Below are 18,040 nucleotides of genomic sequence, written 5' to 3' on the forward strand. Positions count from 1 at the left end.
ATAAGGGGCCGTCCGCATTTGGAGCATCGCTAAAAATGATTAATTGTTCACTTAGCGGGTGGGAGTTCATGGATAATGGATATCGGGAACTTGAAATTCATGATTGCTTTGGTCGCGACATAGGTTTTAATAATTTCACAGTAACCAATGCGTTATTAAACTATTGCCACTTTGAGAAATTTAAAGCACGGCATTTTTCATTCTATGTTCCGGGACTTCAATCACAGACAGGACCAGAAAGTCAGGCAATCAAAGCGCATGAAAACACTGGGTCTAAAAGATTCTTGTTTTCCAACTGTATTCTGAAAAGTAAGCCATAACTTGTATGGTGTCGATCCTGACAAAGTCGAGTTTAAGAATTGTGATTTGATTGGTCCTCCACATTGATAAGAAAGTAGAAGTTTGCGAGGGCTTGAACGACTATAAAGATGGCTTTGTCATGAGGCGGGATCTTTCAGGGTTTTGACCTTCAGGTCAGCAGATTTTCTGATCAAAAGATGGATAATACGGACTTCTCCTGCTCACAATTGACCAATAGCGTATTCAGTGATTGCAGCCTCAAGGGGGCAAAACTTGGGTCAGCAAATCTGATCTGCGCCACTTTCGAAAATTATGAACTGATACTGTATCCTTTAATCACGCCACCCTGTCAGGTGCAAATTTATCAATTGCAATCTGAATAATTTTTTCTCATGTTACTGCTATTGGAGCGACTTTTGAGGAGGTTTGCTTGAATGAAGTGCAATTTATTTATACTCATTTAGACGATTGCCGATTTAAAGCTACGCTGCCTGATCACCATTTGGTGGAAATTGACGCAGCCACCGGTGAAGTTTTGCCGAGTTCAGTAGATCGCGTTTTGAGCTTGTTGAGTTTACCAGCTCTATTATGGAGCATACAGTTTTTGAAAATCTGAATCTCCAGAGGGTTCGGATTGACGAAATAGCGCCGAGGAGTATCCGTTGTTACTACACCATAATGAGAGACTGCGCACTCCGCTTTGACATAGACCCATTTCTATAATTTAGAAGCTTTTGATCCGGGGCGGTAATTTGGGTTTTTCTGGTGGAAATATCGCACTGTTTGAGGTGTGCAAAATCATTGATTCTAGAGTGCTTTATAAAGAAAAACCGCAATATGATTTGTCTCAAGTAATCGCGAGGTTTAAAGAGTCCATTTTTAGCAAAGTTAGCACCGAATTGCAGGAGCCTGGCGAAAAATTCCTGTTTCATTTCAATGCCTGTGAGGAGATCACGGATGAAGGGCGGCGTATAATCGCGGATGGCGTTGATGAATGGAGTAACAGGGGGCAGGTGCCCAACTAGATGATTTACCGGGAGACATTCTAGTTATTGGCGGGCCGGTGAAATGGGCAGGTTCATATTGGCAATGCAGTTGTGAATTTGATTTCTTCCATGGCGAAATTGCTGCTCACATCACTTAAGGGAATGGATTGGATGAGGCGGCGGTAAAACTCGTCATAGGAAGCAATATCCGGCACCACGACCTTGAGCAGATAATCCACATCTCCGCTCATGCGATAGAATTCCGTGATTTCCGGAAATCGTTCGACGACGGTCGCAAAATTTTCAAGCCAGTTTGGGTCATGGGAGCTGGTTTTGACATTTACGAAGACGGTTACGGGCAGTCCGACCTTTTCCCGGTTCAGCAAGGCAACATTGGCCCGGATAATGCCCGTTTCCTGTAAAGATTTGATCCGGCGCCAACAGACTGTGCGTGAACATCCAACCAGTTCAGCCAATTCATTGGCGGGGATTAGATTGTCTTTTTGAAGATGGGCAATAATTTTTCGATCAAGATCATCCATGAAACATATTTCCCGAAAATTGATAAATATTGATAATTGTGTTTCGCATTTTTGCGATAATTAGTCAATTTTGGGAAAAATGTTCCGCTGTAAGAGGTACACTGAAGGCAGTTAAGTGATGAGACACAATTGCGAGGAAATTATGCAAAACCCATTGAACCTGTTTACCGATCATCCAAGTTCTGTAAATGAGACCTATCTGGAGCATATGCAGATGTCTGGTGGTTTTGGCATTTGGCTGCTTCTTGCCGCTCTGTGCGCTTTTATTCATGCACTGCTTCCCTTTGCATTTGAAAAAACGGCCGGCGGTATAATTCGAAAACTGTATTCGCGCATGGTCTCCAACCGGGTGGTCAAAACTTCTGATAAAGGTGACATATCTGCCAGTGATGCGGCTTCCTTTTTCCATATTTAACCCATGTTGTTGGCGCGCAATCATCTGTGTTCTATATTTAAAAGTCATTGACCTAGCTGGTGTCAGGGCGCATAAATCGCCACTGGAAATTCTTCAGGGGGCTTGATAATTGCTGCTCATGCGATGGCTTAGGGGACAATGCGACCAATACTGTTTGTAAATGGTGCCGTGCTGGCCATTATCTCTTTGCCGCTTCTCATTATTGAGATGCTAAATCGCGGAGCGGATCAGCCGTTTCTCAAAGCGTTTGGGATGATCATATTTGTGGGGCTTGGCTTGATGCTGGCCGCAAGAGGTGGATCAATCCGCTTTTCCAATAAACAGATTTTCGTTTTAACAGCGTCAATCTGGGTCACGTTGACATCAGCGGCAACCCTACCATTCTGGATCTATGGGATGAGCCTGTCTGATGCTGTGTTTGAGGCAACCTCAGGTATCACCACCACGGGCGCGACGGTTCTTGTGGGGCTGGACGATTTGCCTAACAGCATATTAATGTGGCGCGCTTTTCTGCAGTGGCTCGGCGGCATTGGAATTGTGGTGACCGCTATTGCGTTATTGCCATTTCTGGGGATTGGCGGAATGCAGCTGTTTCGTACGGAAAGCTCCGAAACGTCAGAAAAGGAATTGCCATCTGCCGCAAAGCTGGCATCGACGACCATGTGGTATATCTGGTTCTGACGATAGTCTGTGCTTTTGCCTATATCCTGCAGGGCATGACAGTATTTAATGGTATTGCTCATGCTTTTACAACGGTGGCAACCGGGGGCTTTTCCACCCACGATGCATCAATTGGATATTTTGAGAGCCCGTGGATCAAATGGACCTGCATAATATTCATGTTCCTGGGGAGTATTCCCTTTCTTTGGTATATTCGCGCGCTGAGAACGCGGCAATTTTCCAGTGAGCAAATCCGTGTTTATGTGTTTGGTCTGATCGCAGTTATTTCGGTGCTGACTTTGTGGTTGATGAATGAGCTGGAATTCAAGCCGGCCGATGCCATCTTGCATGCGACGTTCAGTGTGGTGTCTGTGGTGACTACGTCAGGGTTCGCCATATCGGATTATTCCGGCTGGGGCAGTTTTACAGCCATGCTGTTCTTTTTTCTGATATTTTCTGGTGGATGTACAGGTTCAACAACCGGGGGGATCAAAATTATGCGCTTTATTATTAGCGCCAAAATGATCCGACAGGTGGTACGCCGCCAGATTTTTCCAAATGGTATTTTCGCCGAAAAATATGATGGTAAAAAAATCTCCGACGGTGTTTTCACCGGTGTTGCCAGTTTCGTGTTTCTATTTATGCTCACCTTTGTCGTGTTTGCGCTGATCCTGATGGCGCTCGGAATGGATTTCGAATCCAGTGTGAGCGGGTCTGCCGCGGCTATCACAAATGTTGGTCCGGGGATTGGGCAAATTATCGGACCGGCAGGAAATTACGGCGACATTCCGGAACTGGCAAAATGGGTTCTGTCACTTGAAATGATCCTTGGCCGGCTCGAGATATTTACACTTCTTATCTTCCTGTCACCGCGTTTTTGGCGCTCCTGAGTAGCAATCACTTGCTTGGTTCTGAAAAGGTGGTTTTCGCAGTTGCAATAGGTTGCTAAGGAACGCAATATCTTGTAGAACTGTGTTGCCTGAAACGCCAGATGGCCGCTTGGGTCAAATAGTATAAAGATTTCTGGCTCTGTGGGATTGGACAGAGCTGTTTAATTTCTGGAAGTGTGCCTTGAACGACATAACTCTGCCTCCGAGCGATAAAGACATCGTCCCCGTTACAATTGAAGAGGAAATGCGCAAATCCTATTTGGATTATGCCATGAGTGTGATTGTATCTCGTGCGTTACCTGACGCTCGTGATGGTCTGAAACCGGTTCATCGCCGGATTATTTATGCCATGTATGAAAATGGCTATACCTCCGATAAACAGTTCAGAAAGTCAGCCCGTGTGGTTGGTGACGTGATGGGTCGCTATCACCCCCATGGTGACGGTGCGATCTATGATGCTATGGTCCGTCTGGCACAGGACTTTTCCATGCGTCTGCCGCTGGTGGAAGGGCAGGGTAATTTCGGCTCTATGGATGGCGACAAAGCCGCTGCCATGCGTTACACGGAAGCCCGCCTTGAAAAGGCTGCGGAAAGCCTCATTGATGATATCGACAAGGAAACTGTCGACTTTGTTAATAACTATGATGATTCAGAACGCGAACCATCCGTACTTCCTGCACGATATCCAAATTTGCTGGTGAATGGGGCCGGGGGTATTGCCGTCGGTATGGCCACCAATATTCCGCCGCATAATCTGGGCGAAGTTATTGATGCGTCTATTGCACTGCTTGAAAAGCCTGAATTATCCCCTGAAGAGCTGATTGAATATGTTCCAGGGCCGGATTTTCCGACTGGTGGCGTCATTCTTGGCCGTTCGGGGTCAATAAACGCCCTGACAACTGGACGTGGCTCTGTGATCATGCGGGGCAAGGTCGATATCGAAGAAATTCGAAAAGATCGTCAGGCTCTGGTTGTGACCGAAATCCCGTATCAGGTTAACAAGGCTCGTTTGGTCGAGCAGATTGCAGAGCTTGTGCGGTCTAAAAAAATTGAGGGCATCGGTGATCTTCGCGATGAATCTGATCGCCATGGCGTTCGGGTTGTAATTGAAATCAAACGTGATGCCGTCGCTGAAGTTGTGTTAAACCAACTGTATCGGTTTACTTCGCTGCAGACATCGTTCGGTGCGAATATGCTGGCGCTTAATCGCGGCAAACCTGAAATGATGAACCTCAAGCAACTTCTGGAAGCCTTTATTGATTTCCGTGAAGAGGTTGTCACCCGGCGGACGAAGTATTTATTGAAAAAGGCTCGTGAGCGGGCTCATGTCTTGATTGGTCTGGCAATTGCAGTTGCCAATATTGATGACGTGATCGCGTTGATCCGTAAAGCGCCGGATCCGGCGACAGCACGTGCTGAATTGATGGGCCGGGATTGGCCCGCGCAGTCAGTTGATGCGCTTATCCGTCTTGTGGATGATCCTGAATATCCGATTAATCCAGATGGTACCTATCGCTTGTCTGAGTTTCAGGCTCGCGCCATTTTGGATTTGCGTCTGCAACGTTTGACAGCGCTTGGCCAGAATGAAATTGGCGATGAGCTGACCGGGCTTGGCGAGAAGATTGTGGATTATCTGGATATTCTGTCGAGCCGACCAAGGCTGATTGGCATCATTCAGGAAGAACTTCTTGAAATGAAAGAAAAATATGCCAATCCACGTCGGACTGTCATCGAAGAAAATGAATTTGAACATGATATCGAAGACCTGATCCAGCGCGAAGATATGGTCCTGACCGTAAGTCACAAGGGCTATATCAAACGCGTACCTCTTTCAACCTATCGGCCACAGCGCCGGGGCGGAAAAGGCCGGGCGGGGATGCAGACCCGTGATGAAGATTTCGTAACGCAGGTCTTTGTTGTAAATACTCATACGCCCGTTCTGTTCTTCTCATCCTTTGGTCGCGTCTACAAAATGAAGGTTTACAGATTGCCGCTCGGATCACCGACCAGTCTGGGGAAGGCCATCATTAATCTGCTTCCGCTTGAGGATGGGGAAGTTATTTCCACTCTTATGCCTTTACCGGAAGAAGAGGAAAGCTGGAATGACTATGAGGTTATGTTCGCAACAGCAAAAGGTAACGTGCGGCGCAATCAGCTGAGTGATTTTTCCAACGTGAAATCGAACGGAAAGATTGCGATGAAGCTTGACGATGACGACCAGCTCGTTGGCGTTCAGCTTTGCACATCACAAAGTGATGTTCTGCTTGCGGCTCGCGGTGGTAAATGTATTCGTTTCCAAGCGACAGATGTTCGTTTGTTCAAGGGGCGCGACTCCACCGGTGTTCGCGGCATGAAGCTTGCGAAAGGTGATAGCGTAATGAGCATGTCTATTTTGGGGCATGTTGACGTGGATACAGAAGAAAGAGATGCGTATCTCAAAGCTAGAAAATCGATCAATGAAGAAGGTGAAGTAACTGATTTATCAGGCCTTTCCAAAGAACGGTATGAAGAGCTTTATGCGCAGGAAGAAGTGTTGTTGTCCATTACAGAAAATGGCTATGGAAAACGCACCAACGCATATGAATATCGCGTCACAAATCGTGGTGGACAGGGTATCATCAATATTGAGACATCAGCTCGTAATGGCCAGGTTGTTGCAACGATGCCAATTACACCTGAACATCAGATCATGCTGGTGACAAATGGTGGTAAATTGATCCGTACTCCAATCTCGGATATTCGGATTGCCGGACGTAATACACAGGGTGTGACCCTGTTTAAAACAGCCCAGGGAGAGCAGGTCGTATCTGTGACAGCTCTGATTGAAGCAAAATCAGAAGATGAAATGGACGATGATCTGGAACAGTCGGAAAACGCGGAGACAGGAGCGGGATCCGGCACCAATGAGGAAGATGCCCAGCAGTAGGGTGCTTCCAGATAAAAGCTAGCGAAGAAATAGCAAATCTGAAAGGAAACTCCGAATGAACACTGAGCGTACGGGTCTGTATCCGGGTACTTTTGACCCTATCACCCTGGGTCATTACGATATAATCAAGCGCGCTGCGAAACTTGTAGACACACTTGTCATCGGCGTTGCCATGAACCCTGGAAAAAACCCGCTTTTTAATGTGGACGAGCGATGCGCCATGGTTGAAAAGATGATTGAGGAGTTTCCGGATACCAACTTTGTTGTGAAACCTTTCAATAACCTGTTGATGCATTTTGCAGAAGAATGTAATGCAAGTGTGATTATTCGTGGTCTCAGGCTGTCTCGGATTTTGAATATGAATTCCAGATGGTGGGAATGAACCGCCGGCTGAACTCCGAAATTGAAACCGTCTTTTTGATGGCGTCGGATCAGCATCAGTTTATCGCCTCTTCTTTGGTGAAAGAGATTGCGTTTCTGGATGGAGATATTTCCAAATTCGTCTCCAAGAGTACGGCTGAGGCGATTGTAGAGCGCGTTGCACTTTTAAACGCGGAAAAAAATAGTTAAGCATCCGCCACAGAAGGCGGATGAGCAGGAGCAAATAAATGTCACGAGATCTTGAAAACACGTTGTATCTTGAGTTGAAAGACGGACGTGTTGTTATCGAGATGCGCCCGGATCTGGCCCCCAATCATGTCGCCCGTATCAAGGAGTTGGCACGTGAAGGATTTTATGATGACATCGTGTTTCATCGCGTGATTGATGGCTTCATGGCGCAAACCGGCGATCCACAAGGGAATGGTACAGGTGGTTCCGGGCAGAATATCGCTGCTGAGTTTTCTGGTGAAGCTCACGTGGAAGGCACTTGTTCTATGGCTCGTGCTCAGCATCCTGATAGTGCTGATAGTCAGTTTTTCATTATGTTTGCGCCCGCTCCGCATCTGGATAGCCAATACAGCATCTGGGGACAGGTTGTTGAAGGTATGGAGCATGTGCATGCGATTAAAAAGGGTGACGGTATGATGAACGGAAGTGTTTCAGACCCAGATAAAATCATCAGCCTGAAAGTTGCTGCTGACGTCGAATAAGGTTTGTAGATTTGGTTTTTGGGCGAACGGCTTTCCCATTGAGAGCCGTTCGTTTGCGTTTTAGATATGCGTGTAGAAGAATTTGATTTTGAACTGCCAAATGAACTGATTGCGGAACGTCCGGTGACACCTCGCGAGTCGGCAAAGTTGTTGGTGGTCGATGGCGGCTGTTCAGATTACAGGGTTGGGGATTTACCTGACTTTCTTAGGGCCGGAGATGTGCTGGTATTTAATGATACCAAAGTCATTCCGGCACGCCTTCGCGGGTTGAGGCGCAGTGCGAAAATTGAAGTTACGTTGCATAAAAATACAGGCCTTGATACCTGGCATGCATTTGCCAAACCTGCCAAAAAACTAAGGCCTGGCGATATAATTGAATTTGCAGACGGTTTTTTCGCCATGGTGTCCCAAAAGCTGGAAGGCGGTGAGGTTGTTCTCGCCTTTAATGTAGCCGGTCCAGTGCTTATGCAGATGCTCATCAAACATGGTGAGATACCCCTTCCGCCTTATATCAGTTCCATCCGCCCTGTTGATGAACAAGATGAGGTGGATTACCAAACGGTTTTTGCCCGTGAGGAAGGGGCCGTAGCCGCACCAACCGCGGGGCTGCATTTCACACCCGAATTGCTGGAAGCCATTCGAGAAAAGGGCGTTGAGACAGTTGCAACGACTTTGCATGTGGGGGCAGGGACTTTCCTGCCGGTTAAGGTAAATGATACTGATGACCACAAAATGCATGCGGAGTTTGGTGAGATTACGGAACAAGCCGCCGCGAAGATCAATGCTGCAAGAGCAGGAGGCGGCCGTATTGTTTCTGTCGGGACAACGAGTTTGCGTCTTCTGGAAAGTGCTGCAGATGAACATGGGATTATTCATCCTTTTCGTGCCGAGACCGATATTTTCATAACTCCCGGCTACCGGTTTAAAGCCGTCGATATTCTAATGACTAATTTTCATTTGCCGAAATCGACTCTATTTATGCTTGTATCTGCCTTTAGTGGGTTGGAAATGATGAAATCGGCCTATGCTCACGCTATTGAAAATAAATACAGATTTTACTCATACGGAGACAGTTCGCTGTTATTTCCTGCCAAATGACAAAACAAAGATTTGAATTTGAAATTCACGCCACCGACGGTGCAGCCCGACGCGGAACATTGAAAACCGCGCATGGAGACATTCGCACGCCAGCGTTCATGCCCGTTGGCACTGTTGGCACTGTTAAGGGAATGACACCGGAAGCGGTGCGAGAGACTGGCGCCGATATTCTGCTTGGGAATACCTACCATTTAATGCTGCGACCAGGCTCGGAACGGGTTCGGAAACTGGGTGGTTTGCATAAATTTATGAACTGGGAGCGCCCTATATTAACGGATTCAGGCGGTTTTCAGGTTATGTCTCTAAATGAGCTCAGAAAACTCGATGAAAATGGAGTTACTTTCAAGTCTCATATTGACGGTAAACGCTTTGAGCTGACACCTGAGCGGTCCATGCAGATCCAGAATGACCTTGATGCAACAATTACGATGGCATTTGACGAATGCACACCGTTTCCAGCGGATCATGAAACCGCCGCTACCAGTATGCGCCGTTCCATGCGATGGGCAAAACGATCCCGTGATGCGTTTGAACATAGAAATGGGTATGGCTTGTTCGGGATTGTTCAGGGGTCGATATATGAAGACCTGCGCCATGAATCCATCGAAGCGCTAACAGAAATTGATTTTGAAGGCTATGCAATTGGTGGTCTTGCAGTTGGTGAGGGGCAGGAGCATATGTTCAAAACCCTTGAATTTACGACGCCAAATATGCCTGCTGACAAACCGAGATACTTAATGGGGGTTGGCAAGCCTGACGATCTGGTTGGCGGTGTGATGCGGGGGGTTGATATGTTTGATTGCGTATTGCCGACCCGGTCAGGGCGAAATGCGCAAGCCTTTACCCGATTTGGAACGGTTAATATCAGGAATGCTCGCCATCAGGAAGATCCAAGGCCGCTAGATGAAAATTGCGCATGCCCGGCTTGCCGCAATTACTCTCGCGCTTATCTGCATCATCTGTTTAGGGCAAAAGAGATCTTGGGGTCTGTGTTGCTTACGTGGCATAATTTGCAATATTATCAAGACCTTATGTCTGGAATGCGAAAGGCAATTGGTAACGGTGAATTGGCCGATTTTGCGCTTGCGTTCCATGCCATGCAGGAGCAGGGGGATATTGAGCCGCTTTAGGGCTTTTTGCGGCCGAAAGACATTCGGGTTCCGATAATGTCGTAAAGTTCCTGTTCGGGAAGGGGTTTGGATATGAGATATCCTTGCCCGTAATGGCAATCAAGATCCCGATAAAGGGCTAGTTGCTCCATGGTTTCAATCCCTTCGGCGACAATCTCGATATCCATATTGTGAGAGAGACCGGAGATTGCTCGAACAATTTCCAGGCTGTCCTGATCATTGAGCATATCGTGAGTAAAGGAGCGGTCAATCTTGAGCTTGTCTATTGGGAACTGATGGAGATAACTTAGACTGGAATAGCCGGTTCCAAAATCATCAAGGACGAGTTGAAATCCGAAATTTTTAAGCTCTTGCAGCATCTTTTTTGAGCTGTCTGCATCCTCCATCAGGATGCTTTCAGTAATTTCCAGCTGAATTTTACTGACATCAACGGCTGTCTCATGTGCAATATTTTTAAAGCGTTCAACCATATCAGGGACGGTGAACTGGTTTGCAGAAATATTAACGCTCACAAAAAGTTCCGGGCTGTTGGTATCAGCTGCTCTTTTATTGAACAGAGCCGATTTTTTACACGCTTCTTTAAATACCCATTCGCCAATCGGGACGATCATGTTGGTTTTTTCGGCAATATCAATGAAATGAAAAGGAGAGAGTAGGCCTCGTTCCGGGTGCTGCCAACGGATCAAGGCCTCAAATCCGGCAGTATATCCACCGCGCAGTGAAATAATCGGTTGGTAATGAAGAACAAATTCGTCATTCTTCAAAGCCTGTTCCAGCTCTTCCTTAATTCGAAAACGCTCGACAATTTCCTGTTTGGAGCTTTGAATTTTATTCTGCCGGTGAGTTCGGCGCGATTGGAATATATTTGCCTGTTCGTCAGTGCCGTAGTGACGAACAGTCAAACTATGACAACGGTCCATAAAGAAGTTTAGAAACAGGCTTATAAGGGGGTCGGAACTTGCACTTTTCTCTTCGATTTCCGCTTGGGGAACGACAACCAGAATAGTATCTTCCAAGGCCACCGCAGTGGAATAGTGATGGGCTTCTTCAATTATCCCATATTCACCAAACATTTCACCCGGTCCAACAGTATAACACCCCTGGCTGGAGACTTTGTCTGTAATCTGAACCGAACCGGATTCCACGATATAGGCACAGTTGCCTTCTTCATCGAGGCTGAGAACGGTTTCTCCTTTTTGTATTTCAATCCGGTGCAAACTGGTGACTCATCACTGATTTTCGTAAAATTGCACCTATAAAATGAACAATTACCCTTACTTTTTCGTTAAACGTAAGAGATTGTTACAAATGAGAGTGATTTTTAATTTGGGGAGAAGTAATCGAAGCTGCCATTACCCTTAAAGGGGGGGGCTTGGAAAGAGGTAACAACAGCTCCGATCAACCTTGGACAAGTACCATATTCAGCAGAGAATATTAATTTTGTGTTAATTTATAATAAAAGCATATTCTTATAATGTGAAAGTAATTCAATTTTTACGAGTTTTCCTTTTGTTTCAATGACTTCGAATTGAGAGGGCAATTCAATGGAAGTGTATTTCGGCTTTTAGACTCACTTTCTGCGAGCGGAAGTGAGAGAATCTTGTCCAGAATCTTAAAAATGAACTCCACGCTGTAGCCCGCAACGAATGCCAGCGCGAGTGGACTAAGTGAATTGATACCCGGATCAATAATTAATAGGGATTCGATATTTTCTGGATTTGGGGATTTGGTGGTGTTTGGTGGGGTTACAAAATAACTTACCAGGATGCCAGCAAGTGGCCCTTGTGCGAGACGGAGGCTATAGTTGGTGTATGATTTTTTTGTAAAGGTCACATCCTCAATCTCTTTGGGGAGTTGCCTTAATATATAAAAACAGGCTCCGATTAACCCATATAGCATTGGCAGGAAATAAGTGGATATGGCCTGCAATGTGTTTTCCGCTGAAACAAGTTGGATGCGTTCCTGAATTTCGCGGTCCAGTAACTGAAATTCATCAAGCTGCCAGGGCTGTTTTGTAATCAGGTCAAGCGAAGACCAAACTTCGTTCCAGTTTTGCAGATGCACTGATGCCGCCTTTTTCCAGTTTTTATGTTCAGAAAGTTGGAATTTCAAGATGGAAAGTTCGCTTGAAATAGCATCTTTCTGATTGTTATCTAATTGATCTGATTTGGGAAATTGGATATTGCGGATGGAATCCTGCAAGGTGTCGATATTATCGGTTTGTGTGTTGATATCAGATACCAGAGCATAGCCAATGTACCAGTATACTTGCAGGCAGATTAGCGTGATCAATGTAAGGGACGATAAAATTTTATAATTGCGGGCACATTTTTGCGCCAATGATTGAGAGCGTCCGAAAAATTCCCCAAAAGACCAGATTGATGGATCATCTGCGGAGGCGGAGTTGGCCTTTACGCTGTCAATGGTAATTGGGTGGATCGCCTGAGCCATTAATGTGTAGGCTTGCCAGAACCGGACTTCTGTATCTACCGTAATTTCGTTTGTATAATATTGGCGCCGCATCGTTACAATTGCGTTGATGGTTTCCTCATCAAGGGGGTAGGCTTTTTCGGAGGCAACAACAAGCAAGCTGAATGCATTTTTAAGGGCTTCTTCAATCCGGTCTCGTTTGTGAGGCGATTTTTTCAAAAGTGCCCGTAATTTTTGCAAAAAGCTCTTTGGCAGCATAATGTGACCCACTATTGTTGGTCATGTATGACGTATGGGTACGAGTGGCGTGAGAAAATCGCTGTTTGAGCGATTGCGTAGATGCTAATTGTTTGAGTTTTAAGCGACTTCGACGTGAATAGTTGAAAAGGATGAGAGAAAAGTGATTACAATCTATGGTATCAAGACATGTGATACAGTTCGAAAAGCGCTGAAGTGGGCAGATGAGAACGGCTTGAACAGTCAATTCAATGATTTTCGCAAAGATCCCGTTTCAAATGAACTCATCCGGAAATGGGACAATGCGGTTGGACGCGACGTATTAGTCAATAAAAAAGGGACAACCTACCGCAAATTGTCAGATGAAGAAAAGCGCCTGCTTGAAGGCGAGGGCGCTTTTGATCTTTTGGCGCAGCAACCGACTTTGATGAAGAGGCCGGTGTTTGAATCCGGGGACAAGATTGTCGTTGGTTTCAAAGAAGAGCAACAACAAGCTGTTTTAGAGTTCTAGTCAGTTTCGCAGCTCACCTAAGTTGCTGAATGTAACACAATACGTGATCGATTGATCGAAGGTCGTCACTTAAGGGTAGGGCGATCAACCGAAGTGGGAATTCCCCTTTTAAGGATGGGAACTGTTCGGTTCCATGAGCTGGTTTACCTGAAAGTGAAACGTCACGAGCGAGACTCAGGATCCAGTCCACAATCATGGGTGTGAATTCGATCCTATCGATACGTTCTTCGTCAGTTATATTGTTAAGAGCAACTTTTCTCACAGCGTTGGTAAATTCGTATTTGACCTGGAGCCTGCCAACCTCTTTGTTGCAATGTACCAGCAGGCAATTGGGCCAATGAATGCCAATTTCCTGAGGGTCCAGCGATTGCCAGGAAGGGTAGCGGCGAGATTGCCGAATATCCATCCAGTATCCCAAAATATCCGTCTGAACGGATTTAGGGGTGCCCCAGCCAGTTTTTCGAGGCCGCGCGCTTTGCGCGGGTTTTGGCTGGGTCGGATTTATATTTGGTGAAACCGCTTGCACTCCCGGTGCAGGGTCTGTGCCCAGCGAGGCATCCAGATCGCGACTAAGTGCGGCCAGACGCTCTGTTATATCACCCGCTTTAACAGGCGCATTAGATTTGGTGGCGTCCGGGCTCTTTGGTTTTCTCACCTGAATGCGGGAGAGGGATGCCGCGCCGTTACTTTCATCAAAATCATCTTCGTTAATCAGATTTTGCATATCAAGTCACCTTGTCTAGAGTTTGAAAGGTTTGGACAGGCAGTCACAGCCCGCTGGTAAGATGCTCTGGGCGTGATTAGCTGTATATTCTCGCAAGGCCTCCTCAAGGATCGTCTGTGAAGATTTACGAGAATGGGCAGCCAACAGTTTAAGGGCCAGGTGATCATCTGGATCAAGACGAATGCTCATGCGGACCCGGCCGAGCTTATCTTTCTTGAGTTTTTTCTGTTCAGATCGATAGGCTTGTTCTGTAACCGCAACAGGTTTGCGGCTGGATGACGAACGATGCGGCCCCGCTGGTTTTTCCGTAACGGGATCGGGTTTTTGCGAAGTCGCTGAAACGCGTTGCAATACAGGTGCCGCAGCCTTTAGCGTTTGTGGGTCTACCTGTTTGGTATTTGATGATTGGACAGGCCTTTTTCGATGAGCGATTAGCTCTTCGGGATGTTGTGAGCGAGAGGCTGGCTGAGCCATCCCTTTGCTGCTAATTAGGGAGCCAGTTAAAAAAGCTGCTTTCATATGTCAAATTCCTTACCTGATTAGGCGAATGCATTGCCTGACTGAAACGTGTCAGGTTTTGTGGGCATCCGGCTGATTTCACTGGACAGGGCTGGACGCTTTTTCTCAAGCCGTCCACTGATATAGGACCACAGCTTTGTGAGCTCTTCACTGGATTTAGAGGCTGGGTTCAATTCCATAACAGTACGCCCGTCAATCATGCTGGAAGCAAAATCCACACGCTGATGAATGATGGAAGGGGCAAGAGTTCCATGTTGCGATAACGCGATCGCTGCCTCACCAGTAATTCTTGCCCTCGGTGTTGCTCCGTTCACTACAAAGATGAGGGGAGTATCCAGACCTTCCGCAAGTTCAACAGTTGCACCAACAGCCCTTAAGTCATGCGGACTGGGGCGTGTTGGGATAATGAGAAGGTCAGCAACCGTAAGCACAGTAGCGATTGTTTGGGTGATTGCAGGAGGAGTGTCAATGATCAGCAATTCGATGCCCATCTGGGACATGCGCGCCACGTCATCTTTCAGCTTATCAATAGTTGTTCTGGCAAAAAGCGGGTTTTCGGCTTCCCTTTCGTTCCACCATTCTGACAGGCTACCTTGCGGGTCGGTGTCGACCAAGGCAACGGGTCCTGCACCGGACATTTCCGCCTGTACCGCCAGATGACCTGCCAGTGTTGTTTTTCCTGAACCACCTTTTTGAGATGCTACCGCGATGACTTTCATGGATATTCTCCAAAATTCGTAATTTAAATCATGCAATTACTTAATGTTGTGGAGAATAGTGTAATAAAAAAATTAAAATACGTTTACGAATTCAGAATCAATAAAGTAAATAAATATTTTTTATTTATTTTTATTTAAGTAAAAACTGCCTAAAAATTAAATAAAAAAGAGGTCATTTCTGACCTCTTTGTTTTTTGGGATTAGGAAAATTTACTGAAATCAGGTGTCCGTTTTTCCATGAATGCGGTCATAGCCTCTCGTGCCTCTGGCGAAACCAGACGGGTTTGGAAAATATCTCCCTCTGCCTTCATTCTCGCTGCAGTCGTTTCAAAGTCACCTTTAAGCAATGATTTTGTCAATCGCAGAGCCTCTGGTGCTTTTGCTGCAAGTTTTTGGGCCGCAGCCATGGCGGTTCTGTCAAGATCCACTGGATCTACAACTTCGTTTACAATCCCATAATCGGATGCTTTTGCCGTATCAAAAGTTTCTCCGAGCATCAATAGTTCCGCAGCCCGCTGGTGGCCCAGCATTTTGGGGAGAAGGTAGCTTGATGCAGCCTCAGGTACGAGGGCGAGGTTGACAAATGGCAGGCTGAAAGTTGCATTTTTTGAGGCAAAGACCAAATCGCAGTGAAGAAGCATTGTTGTTCCCACGCCCACAGCCAACCCATTTACCGCACCGATCAAAGGTTTTTTGATGCTGGCAAGGGCATGCAGAAACCGTATTACCGGTGTTTCATCATCCTGCTGGGGGTTTTGCAGGAAATCCATCAAATCATTTCCACTGGTAAAGCTGTCTGCTGTCCCTGTAATCACGGAGACACGGATGTCTGGATCAGTTTCAGCATTGTTCAGGCTGTCAGCGAGGATGGCGTACATATCCTGAGTGAGGGCATTTTTCTTTTCAGCCCGATTAATTGTCAATTTCTGGATACCATCTTTTAGGGATACCTGTACCAGATCACTCATATTTTTCTTCCTTTATAGTATGAATTGTTCATCCAGAATGCGTTGTTCCAGATTATGCTCGGGATCAAAGAGGAGGTGAATTGAAATATCAGGGGCTTCCTCAACCGTTACGACACTGACATCACGCACCTCTACAGCGTCCGCAACCGCACTGACCGGGCGCTTGCGATTTTCAAGAATTGAAAATTCAATCTTGGCCTCACGCGGGAGGATTGCCCCCCGCCATCGGCGTGGACGAAAGGCGCTTATGGGAGTAAGTGCAAGTACGCCCGCATTAACAGGTAAAATCGGACCATGGGCCGAAAAATTATACGCTGTGCTGCCTGCAGGTGTCGCGACCAAGACGCCATCGCAGGTAAGTTCTTCGACTTTTACATGATCATCAATTGAAATTCTGATTTTCGCTGTCTGCCGGCTTTCCCGCAGCAAAGAAACTTCGTTGATAGCAAGCGCCTCTGTAACCTTGCCAGCCAAATCTTTTGCGACCATTTTCAACGGATGCAAGCGGGTGATCTTACCAGCTTCCAGTCGCTCTTGCAGATTGTCTTCTTCATAGTTATTGAGCAAAAAGCCGACAGTGCCCTTGTTCATGCCATATATCGGCAACTCGCTAGCCATAAAGCGGTGCATGCTTTCGAGCATAAAACCATCCCCACCCAAGGCAACTACCACATCTGCATCTAGAACCCGATTTTGTCCATATTTATGAATAAGCCTTTTACAGGCTGATTGGGCATCTTCCGTATCGCTGGCTGTGAAGTGAATTCTTCTTGAAGACATGAGAATAGGGCTTTCACACTGTTAGTATTGAATTATTGGTGTGGTCGGAGGGGAGGTATGAGAAACCGCCGCAGGCATTCTTATCCACCTGTTACGCTCATGTGACGGGCGACAGCGGGAATGTGGTCACGTGAACGGTCAATCACAAAATCATGCCCTTTGGGCTTTCGGCCGATAGCTTCATCAATCGCTGCATCCAGTAATGACAAACCATTTTCCGAGCGCAGGACTTTTCGCAAATCCGCGTTGTCATTTTGTCCCAGGCACATATACAGCATTCCGGTACATGTGAGGCGTACCCGGTTGCAGCTTTCGCAGAAGTTATGGGACAGGGGAGTAATAAAACCGACTTTCTGACCGGTTTCAGCTACTTGAACATAGTCAGCAGGTCCGCCAGTTTTAAAGTCAATATCGCTTAAGTTCCAATCTTTAGACAAAGTTTCCCTGACTTCTCTTAAGGACAGGAAACGATCTGAACGCAGTTCATCGATTTCGCCCATGGGCATTGTTTCAATGAAGGTAATGTCCATTTTCCGATCACCAGCCCATGCAACCATATCGCTAAGCTCCTGATCATTGATGCCACGAACTGCAACCGTATTGAGTTTGATTTTCAGGCCTGCATCCTGCGCCGCCTGCAACCCATCCAGAACCTTATCCAGTTTGCCCCAGCGGGTAATGCGGGCAAAACGTTCAGGGTCAAGTGTATCCAATGAAACATTAATTCTACGAACGCCTGCGGCATAAAGCGAGTTCGCATAACGCGAAAGCTGACTTCCATTTGTTGTCAGAGTTAACTCATCAAGCTCACCGCTTTGCAAATACATGCCAAGATTGTTGATCAGGGTCATTATCCCTTTACGAACGAGAGGCTCGCCACCGGTAAGACGAACTTTTCGAACGCCTTTTCTGATAAAGGTAGCTGTGATTGCTTCAAGTTCTTCCAGGCTCAGGACTTCCTTTTTGGGCAGAAAAGTCATGTTCTCGGCCATGCAATAGGTGCATCTGAAATCGCAACGATCAGTAACTGAAACGCGCAAATACGAAACTTCTCTTCCAAAAGGATCAATCATGATTGCCAGTCAAGCCCACTTCTGAATCAATCTGTAATTCT

At 46.4% G+C, this 18,040-nt stretch carries 19 protein-coding genes and 2 pseudogenes; 12 read left to right on the plus strand and 9 right to left on the minus strand.

Annotated elements, in window-relative coordinates:
* The first annotated feature begins 68 nt into the window (after nt 1-68).
* From JCM23214_RS09230 to JCM23214_RS09245, 3 genes are all read left to right on the plus strand, one after another.
* Nucleotides 69-320: a hypothetical protein gene (locus tag JCM23214_RS09230; protein ID WP_148301826.1), complete on the plus strand. Its 252-nt coding sequence runs from the start codon at nt 69-71 to the stop codon at nt 318-320.
* A gap of 129 nt (nt 321-449) precedes the next feature.
* Complete coding sequence (locus JCM23214_RS26625) at nt 450-683, plus strand: pentapeptide repeat-containing protein (protein WP_369405900.1); 234 nt, start codon at nt 450-452, stop codon at nt 681-683.
* Nucleotides 684-1,112: 429 nt separating this feature from the next.
* Nucleotides 1,113-1,325 (plus strand): hypothetical protein, encoded by a 213-nt coding sequence (locus JCM23214_RS09245; RefSeq protein WP_148301827.1) that lies wholly within the window; start codon nt 1,113-1,115, stop codon nt 1,323-1,325.
* A 53-nt stretch (nt 1,326-1,378) separates the two neighbouring features.
* Here JCM23214_RS09245 and JCM23214_RS09250 read toward each other — a convergent pair whose 3' ends face one another.
* Nucleotides 1,379-1,828, minus strand: a complete 450-nt coding sequence (locus JCM23214_RS09250; RefSeq protein ID WP_025898699.1) for an Lrp/AsnC family transcriptional regulator — start codon at nt 1,826-1,828, stop codon at nt 1,379-1,381.
* Nucleotides 1,829-1,970: 142 nt separating this feature from the next.
* On the opposite strand from JCM23214_RS09250, the gene JCM23214_RS20000 reads away from it, so the two are divergent.
* The 8 genes and pseudogenes from JCM23214_RS20000 (at nt 1,971) to tgt (ending at nt 10,038) form a co-directional block, all read left to right on the plus strand.
* The gene (locus tag JCM23214_RS20000) at nt 1,971-2,243 is read left to right on the plus strand and encodes a DUF6356 family protein (protein WP_025898700.1); all 273 of its coding nucleotides are present in this window, start codon (nt 1,971-1,973) and stop codon (nt 2,241-2,243) included.
* A gap of 279 nt (nt 2,244-2,522) precedes the next feature.
* Nucleotides 2,523-3,088, plus strand: a pseudogene (locus JCM23214_RS26630) (TrkH family potassium uptake protein); the annotation flags it as partial.
* A 123-nt stretch (nt 3,089-3,211) separates the two neighbouring features.
* Nucleotides 3,212-3,793, plus strand: coding sequence for a potassium transporter TrkG (locus JCM23214_RS26635; protein ID WP_369405901.1), 582 nt, complete (start codon nt 3,212-3,214; stop codon nt 3,791-3,793).
* 181 nt (nt 3,794-3,974) lie between these two features.
* On the plus strand, nt 3,975-6,719 hold the full coding sequence (gyrA, locus tag JCM23214_RS09270; protein ID WP_025898703.1) for a DNA gyrase subunit A: 2,745 nt from the start codon (nt 3,975-3,977) through the stop codon (nt 6,717-6,719).
* A gap of 55 nt (nt 6,720-6,774) precedes the next feature.
* Nucleotides 6,775-7,289 (plus strand): annotated as a pseudogene (coaD, locus tag JCM23214_RS26640) (pantetheine-phosphate adenylyltransferase).
* 38 nt (nt 7,290-7,327) lie between these two features.
* Nucleotides 7,328-7,810 carry a peptidylprolyl isomerase gene (locus JCM23214_RS20010; RefSeq protein ID WP_037493211.1) on the plus strand — a complete coding sequence of 161 codons (483 nt, stop codon included), beginning with the start codon at nt 7,328-7,330 and terminating at the stop codon, nt 7,808-7,810.
* 66 nt (nt 7,811-7,876) lie between these two features.
* A complete protein-coding gene (gene queA, locus JCM23214_RS09285) occupies nt 7,877-8,908 on the plus strand; it encodes a tRNA preQ1(34) S-adenosylmethionine ribosyltransferase-isomerase QueA (RefSeq protein ID WP_025898704.1) in 1,032 nt (343 codons plus the stop codon).
* Nucleotides 8,905-10,038 carry a tRNA guanosine(34) transglycosylase Tgt gene (tgt, locus tag JCM23214_RS09290; RefSeq protein ID WP_025898705.1) on the plus strand — a complete coding sequence of 378 codons (1,134 nt, stop codon included), beginning with the start codon at nt 8,905-8,907 and terminating at the stop codon, nt 10,036-10,038. The genes queA and tgt overlap by 4 nt, the downstream gene beginning before the upstream one ends.
* Here the strand turns inward: tgt and JCM23214_RS22390 are convergent.
* Nucleotides 10,035-11,255 carry an EAL domain-containing protein gene (locus tag JCM23214_RS22390; RefSeq protein WP_025898706.1) on the minus strand — a complete coding sequence of 407 codons (1,221 nt, stop codon included), beginning with the start codon at nt 11,253-11,255 and terminating at the stop codon, nt 10,035-10,037. The two genes, tgt and JCM23214_RS22390, sit on opposite strands and share 4 nt — an antisense overlap.
* Before the next feature lie 277 nt (nt 11,256-11,532).
* Nucleotides 11,533-12,726: a hypothetical protein gene (locus JCM23214_RS09300; RefSeq protein ID WP_025898707.1), complete on the minus strand. Its 1,194-nt coding sequence runs from the start codon at nt 12,724-12,726 to the stop codon at nt 11,533-11,535.
* Nucleotides 12,727-12,868: 142 nt separating this feature from the next.
* Here JCM23214_RS09300 and JCM23214_RS09305 point away from each other — a divergent pair, with 142 nt between their 5' ends.
* A complete protein-coding gene (locus tag JCM23214_RS09305; protein ID WP_051548113.1) occupies nt 12,869-13,216 on the plus strand; it encodes a Spx/MgsR family RNA polymerase-binding regulatory protein in 348 nt (115 codons plus the stop codon).
* 13 nt (nt 13,217-13,229) lie between these two features.
* Here JCM23214_RS09305 and JCM23214_RS09310 read toward each other — a convergent pair whose 3' ends face one another.
* The 6 genes from JCM23214_RS09310 to moaA all read right to left on the minus strand — a co-directional run bounded on the left by JCM23214_RS09310 (nt 13,230) and on the right by moaA (nt 17,999).
* Nucleotides 13,230-13,940 (minus strand): superantigen-like protein SSL4, encoded by a 711-nt coding sequence (locus JCM23214_RS09310; protein WP_025898709.1) that lies wholly within the window; start codon nt 13,938-13,940, stop codon nt 13,230-13,232.
* 15 nt (nt 13,941-13,955) lie between these two features.
* Nucleotides 13,956-14,459, minus strand: coding sequence for a hypothetical protein (locus JCM23214_RS09315; RefSeq protein WP_025898710.1), 504 nt, complete (start codon nt 14,457-14,459; stop codon nt 13,956-13,958).
* 20 nt (nt 14,460-14,479) lie between these two features.
* On the minus strand, nt 14,480-15,178 hold the full coding sequence (locus tag JCM23214_RS09320; RefSeq protein WP_025898711.1) for an AAA family ATPase: 699 nt from the start codon (nt 15,176-15,178) through the stop codon (nt 14,480-14,482).
* A 200-nt stretch (nt 15,179-15,378) separates the two neighbouring features.
* The gene (locus tag JCM23214_RS09325) at nt 15,379-16,146 is read right to left on the minus strand and encodes an enoyl-CoA hydratase (RefSeq protein WP_025898712.1); all 768 of its coding nucleotides are present in this window, start codon (nt 16,144-16,146) and stop codon (nt 15,379-15,381) included.
* 12 nt (nt 16,147-16,158) lie between these two features.
* Nucleotides 16,159-16,926, minus strand: coding sequence for an NAD kinase (locus JCM23214_RS09330; protein WP_025898713.1), 768 nt, complete (start codon nt 16,924-16,926; stop codon nt 16,159-16,161).
* Between the two features lie 80 nt (nt 16,927-17,006).
* Entirely contained in the window at nt 17,007-17,999 is a 993-nt protein-coding gene (gene moaA, locus JCM23214_RS09335; RefSeq protein WP_025898714.1) for a GTP 3',8-cyclase MoaA, read from the minus strand.
* Between the last annotated feature and the right edge of the window lie 41 nt (nt 18,000-18,040).

It is taken from the genome of Sneathiella glossodoripedis JCM 23214 (assembly GCF_000616095.1).
In the GTDB taxonomy this organism is placed as follows: domain Bacteria; phylum Pseudomonadota; class Alphaproteobacteria; order Sneathiellales; family Sneathiellaceae; genus Sneathiella; species Sneathiella glossodoripedis.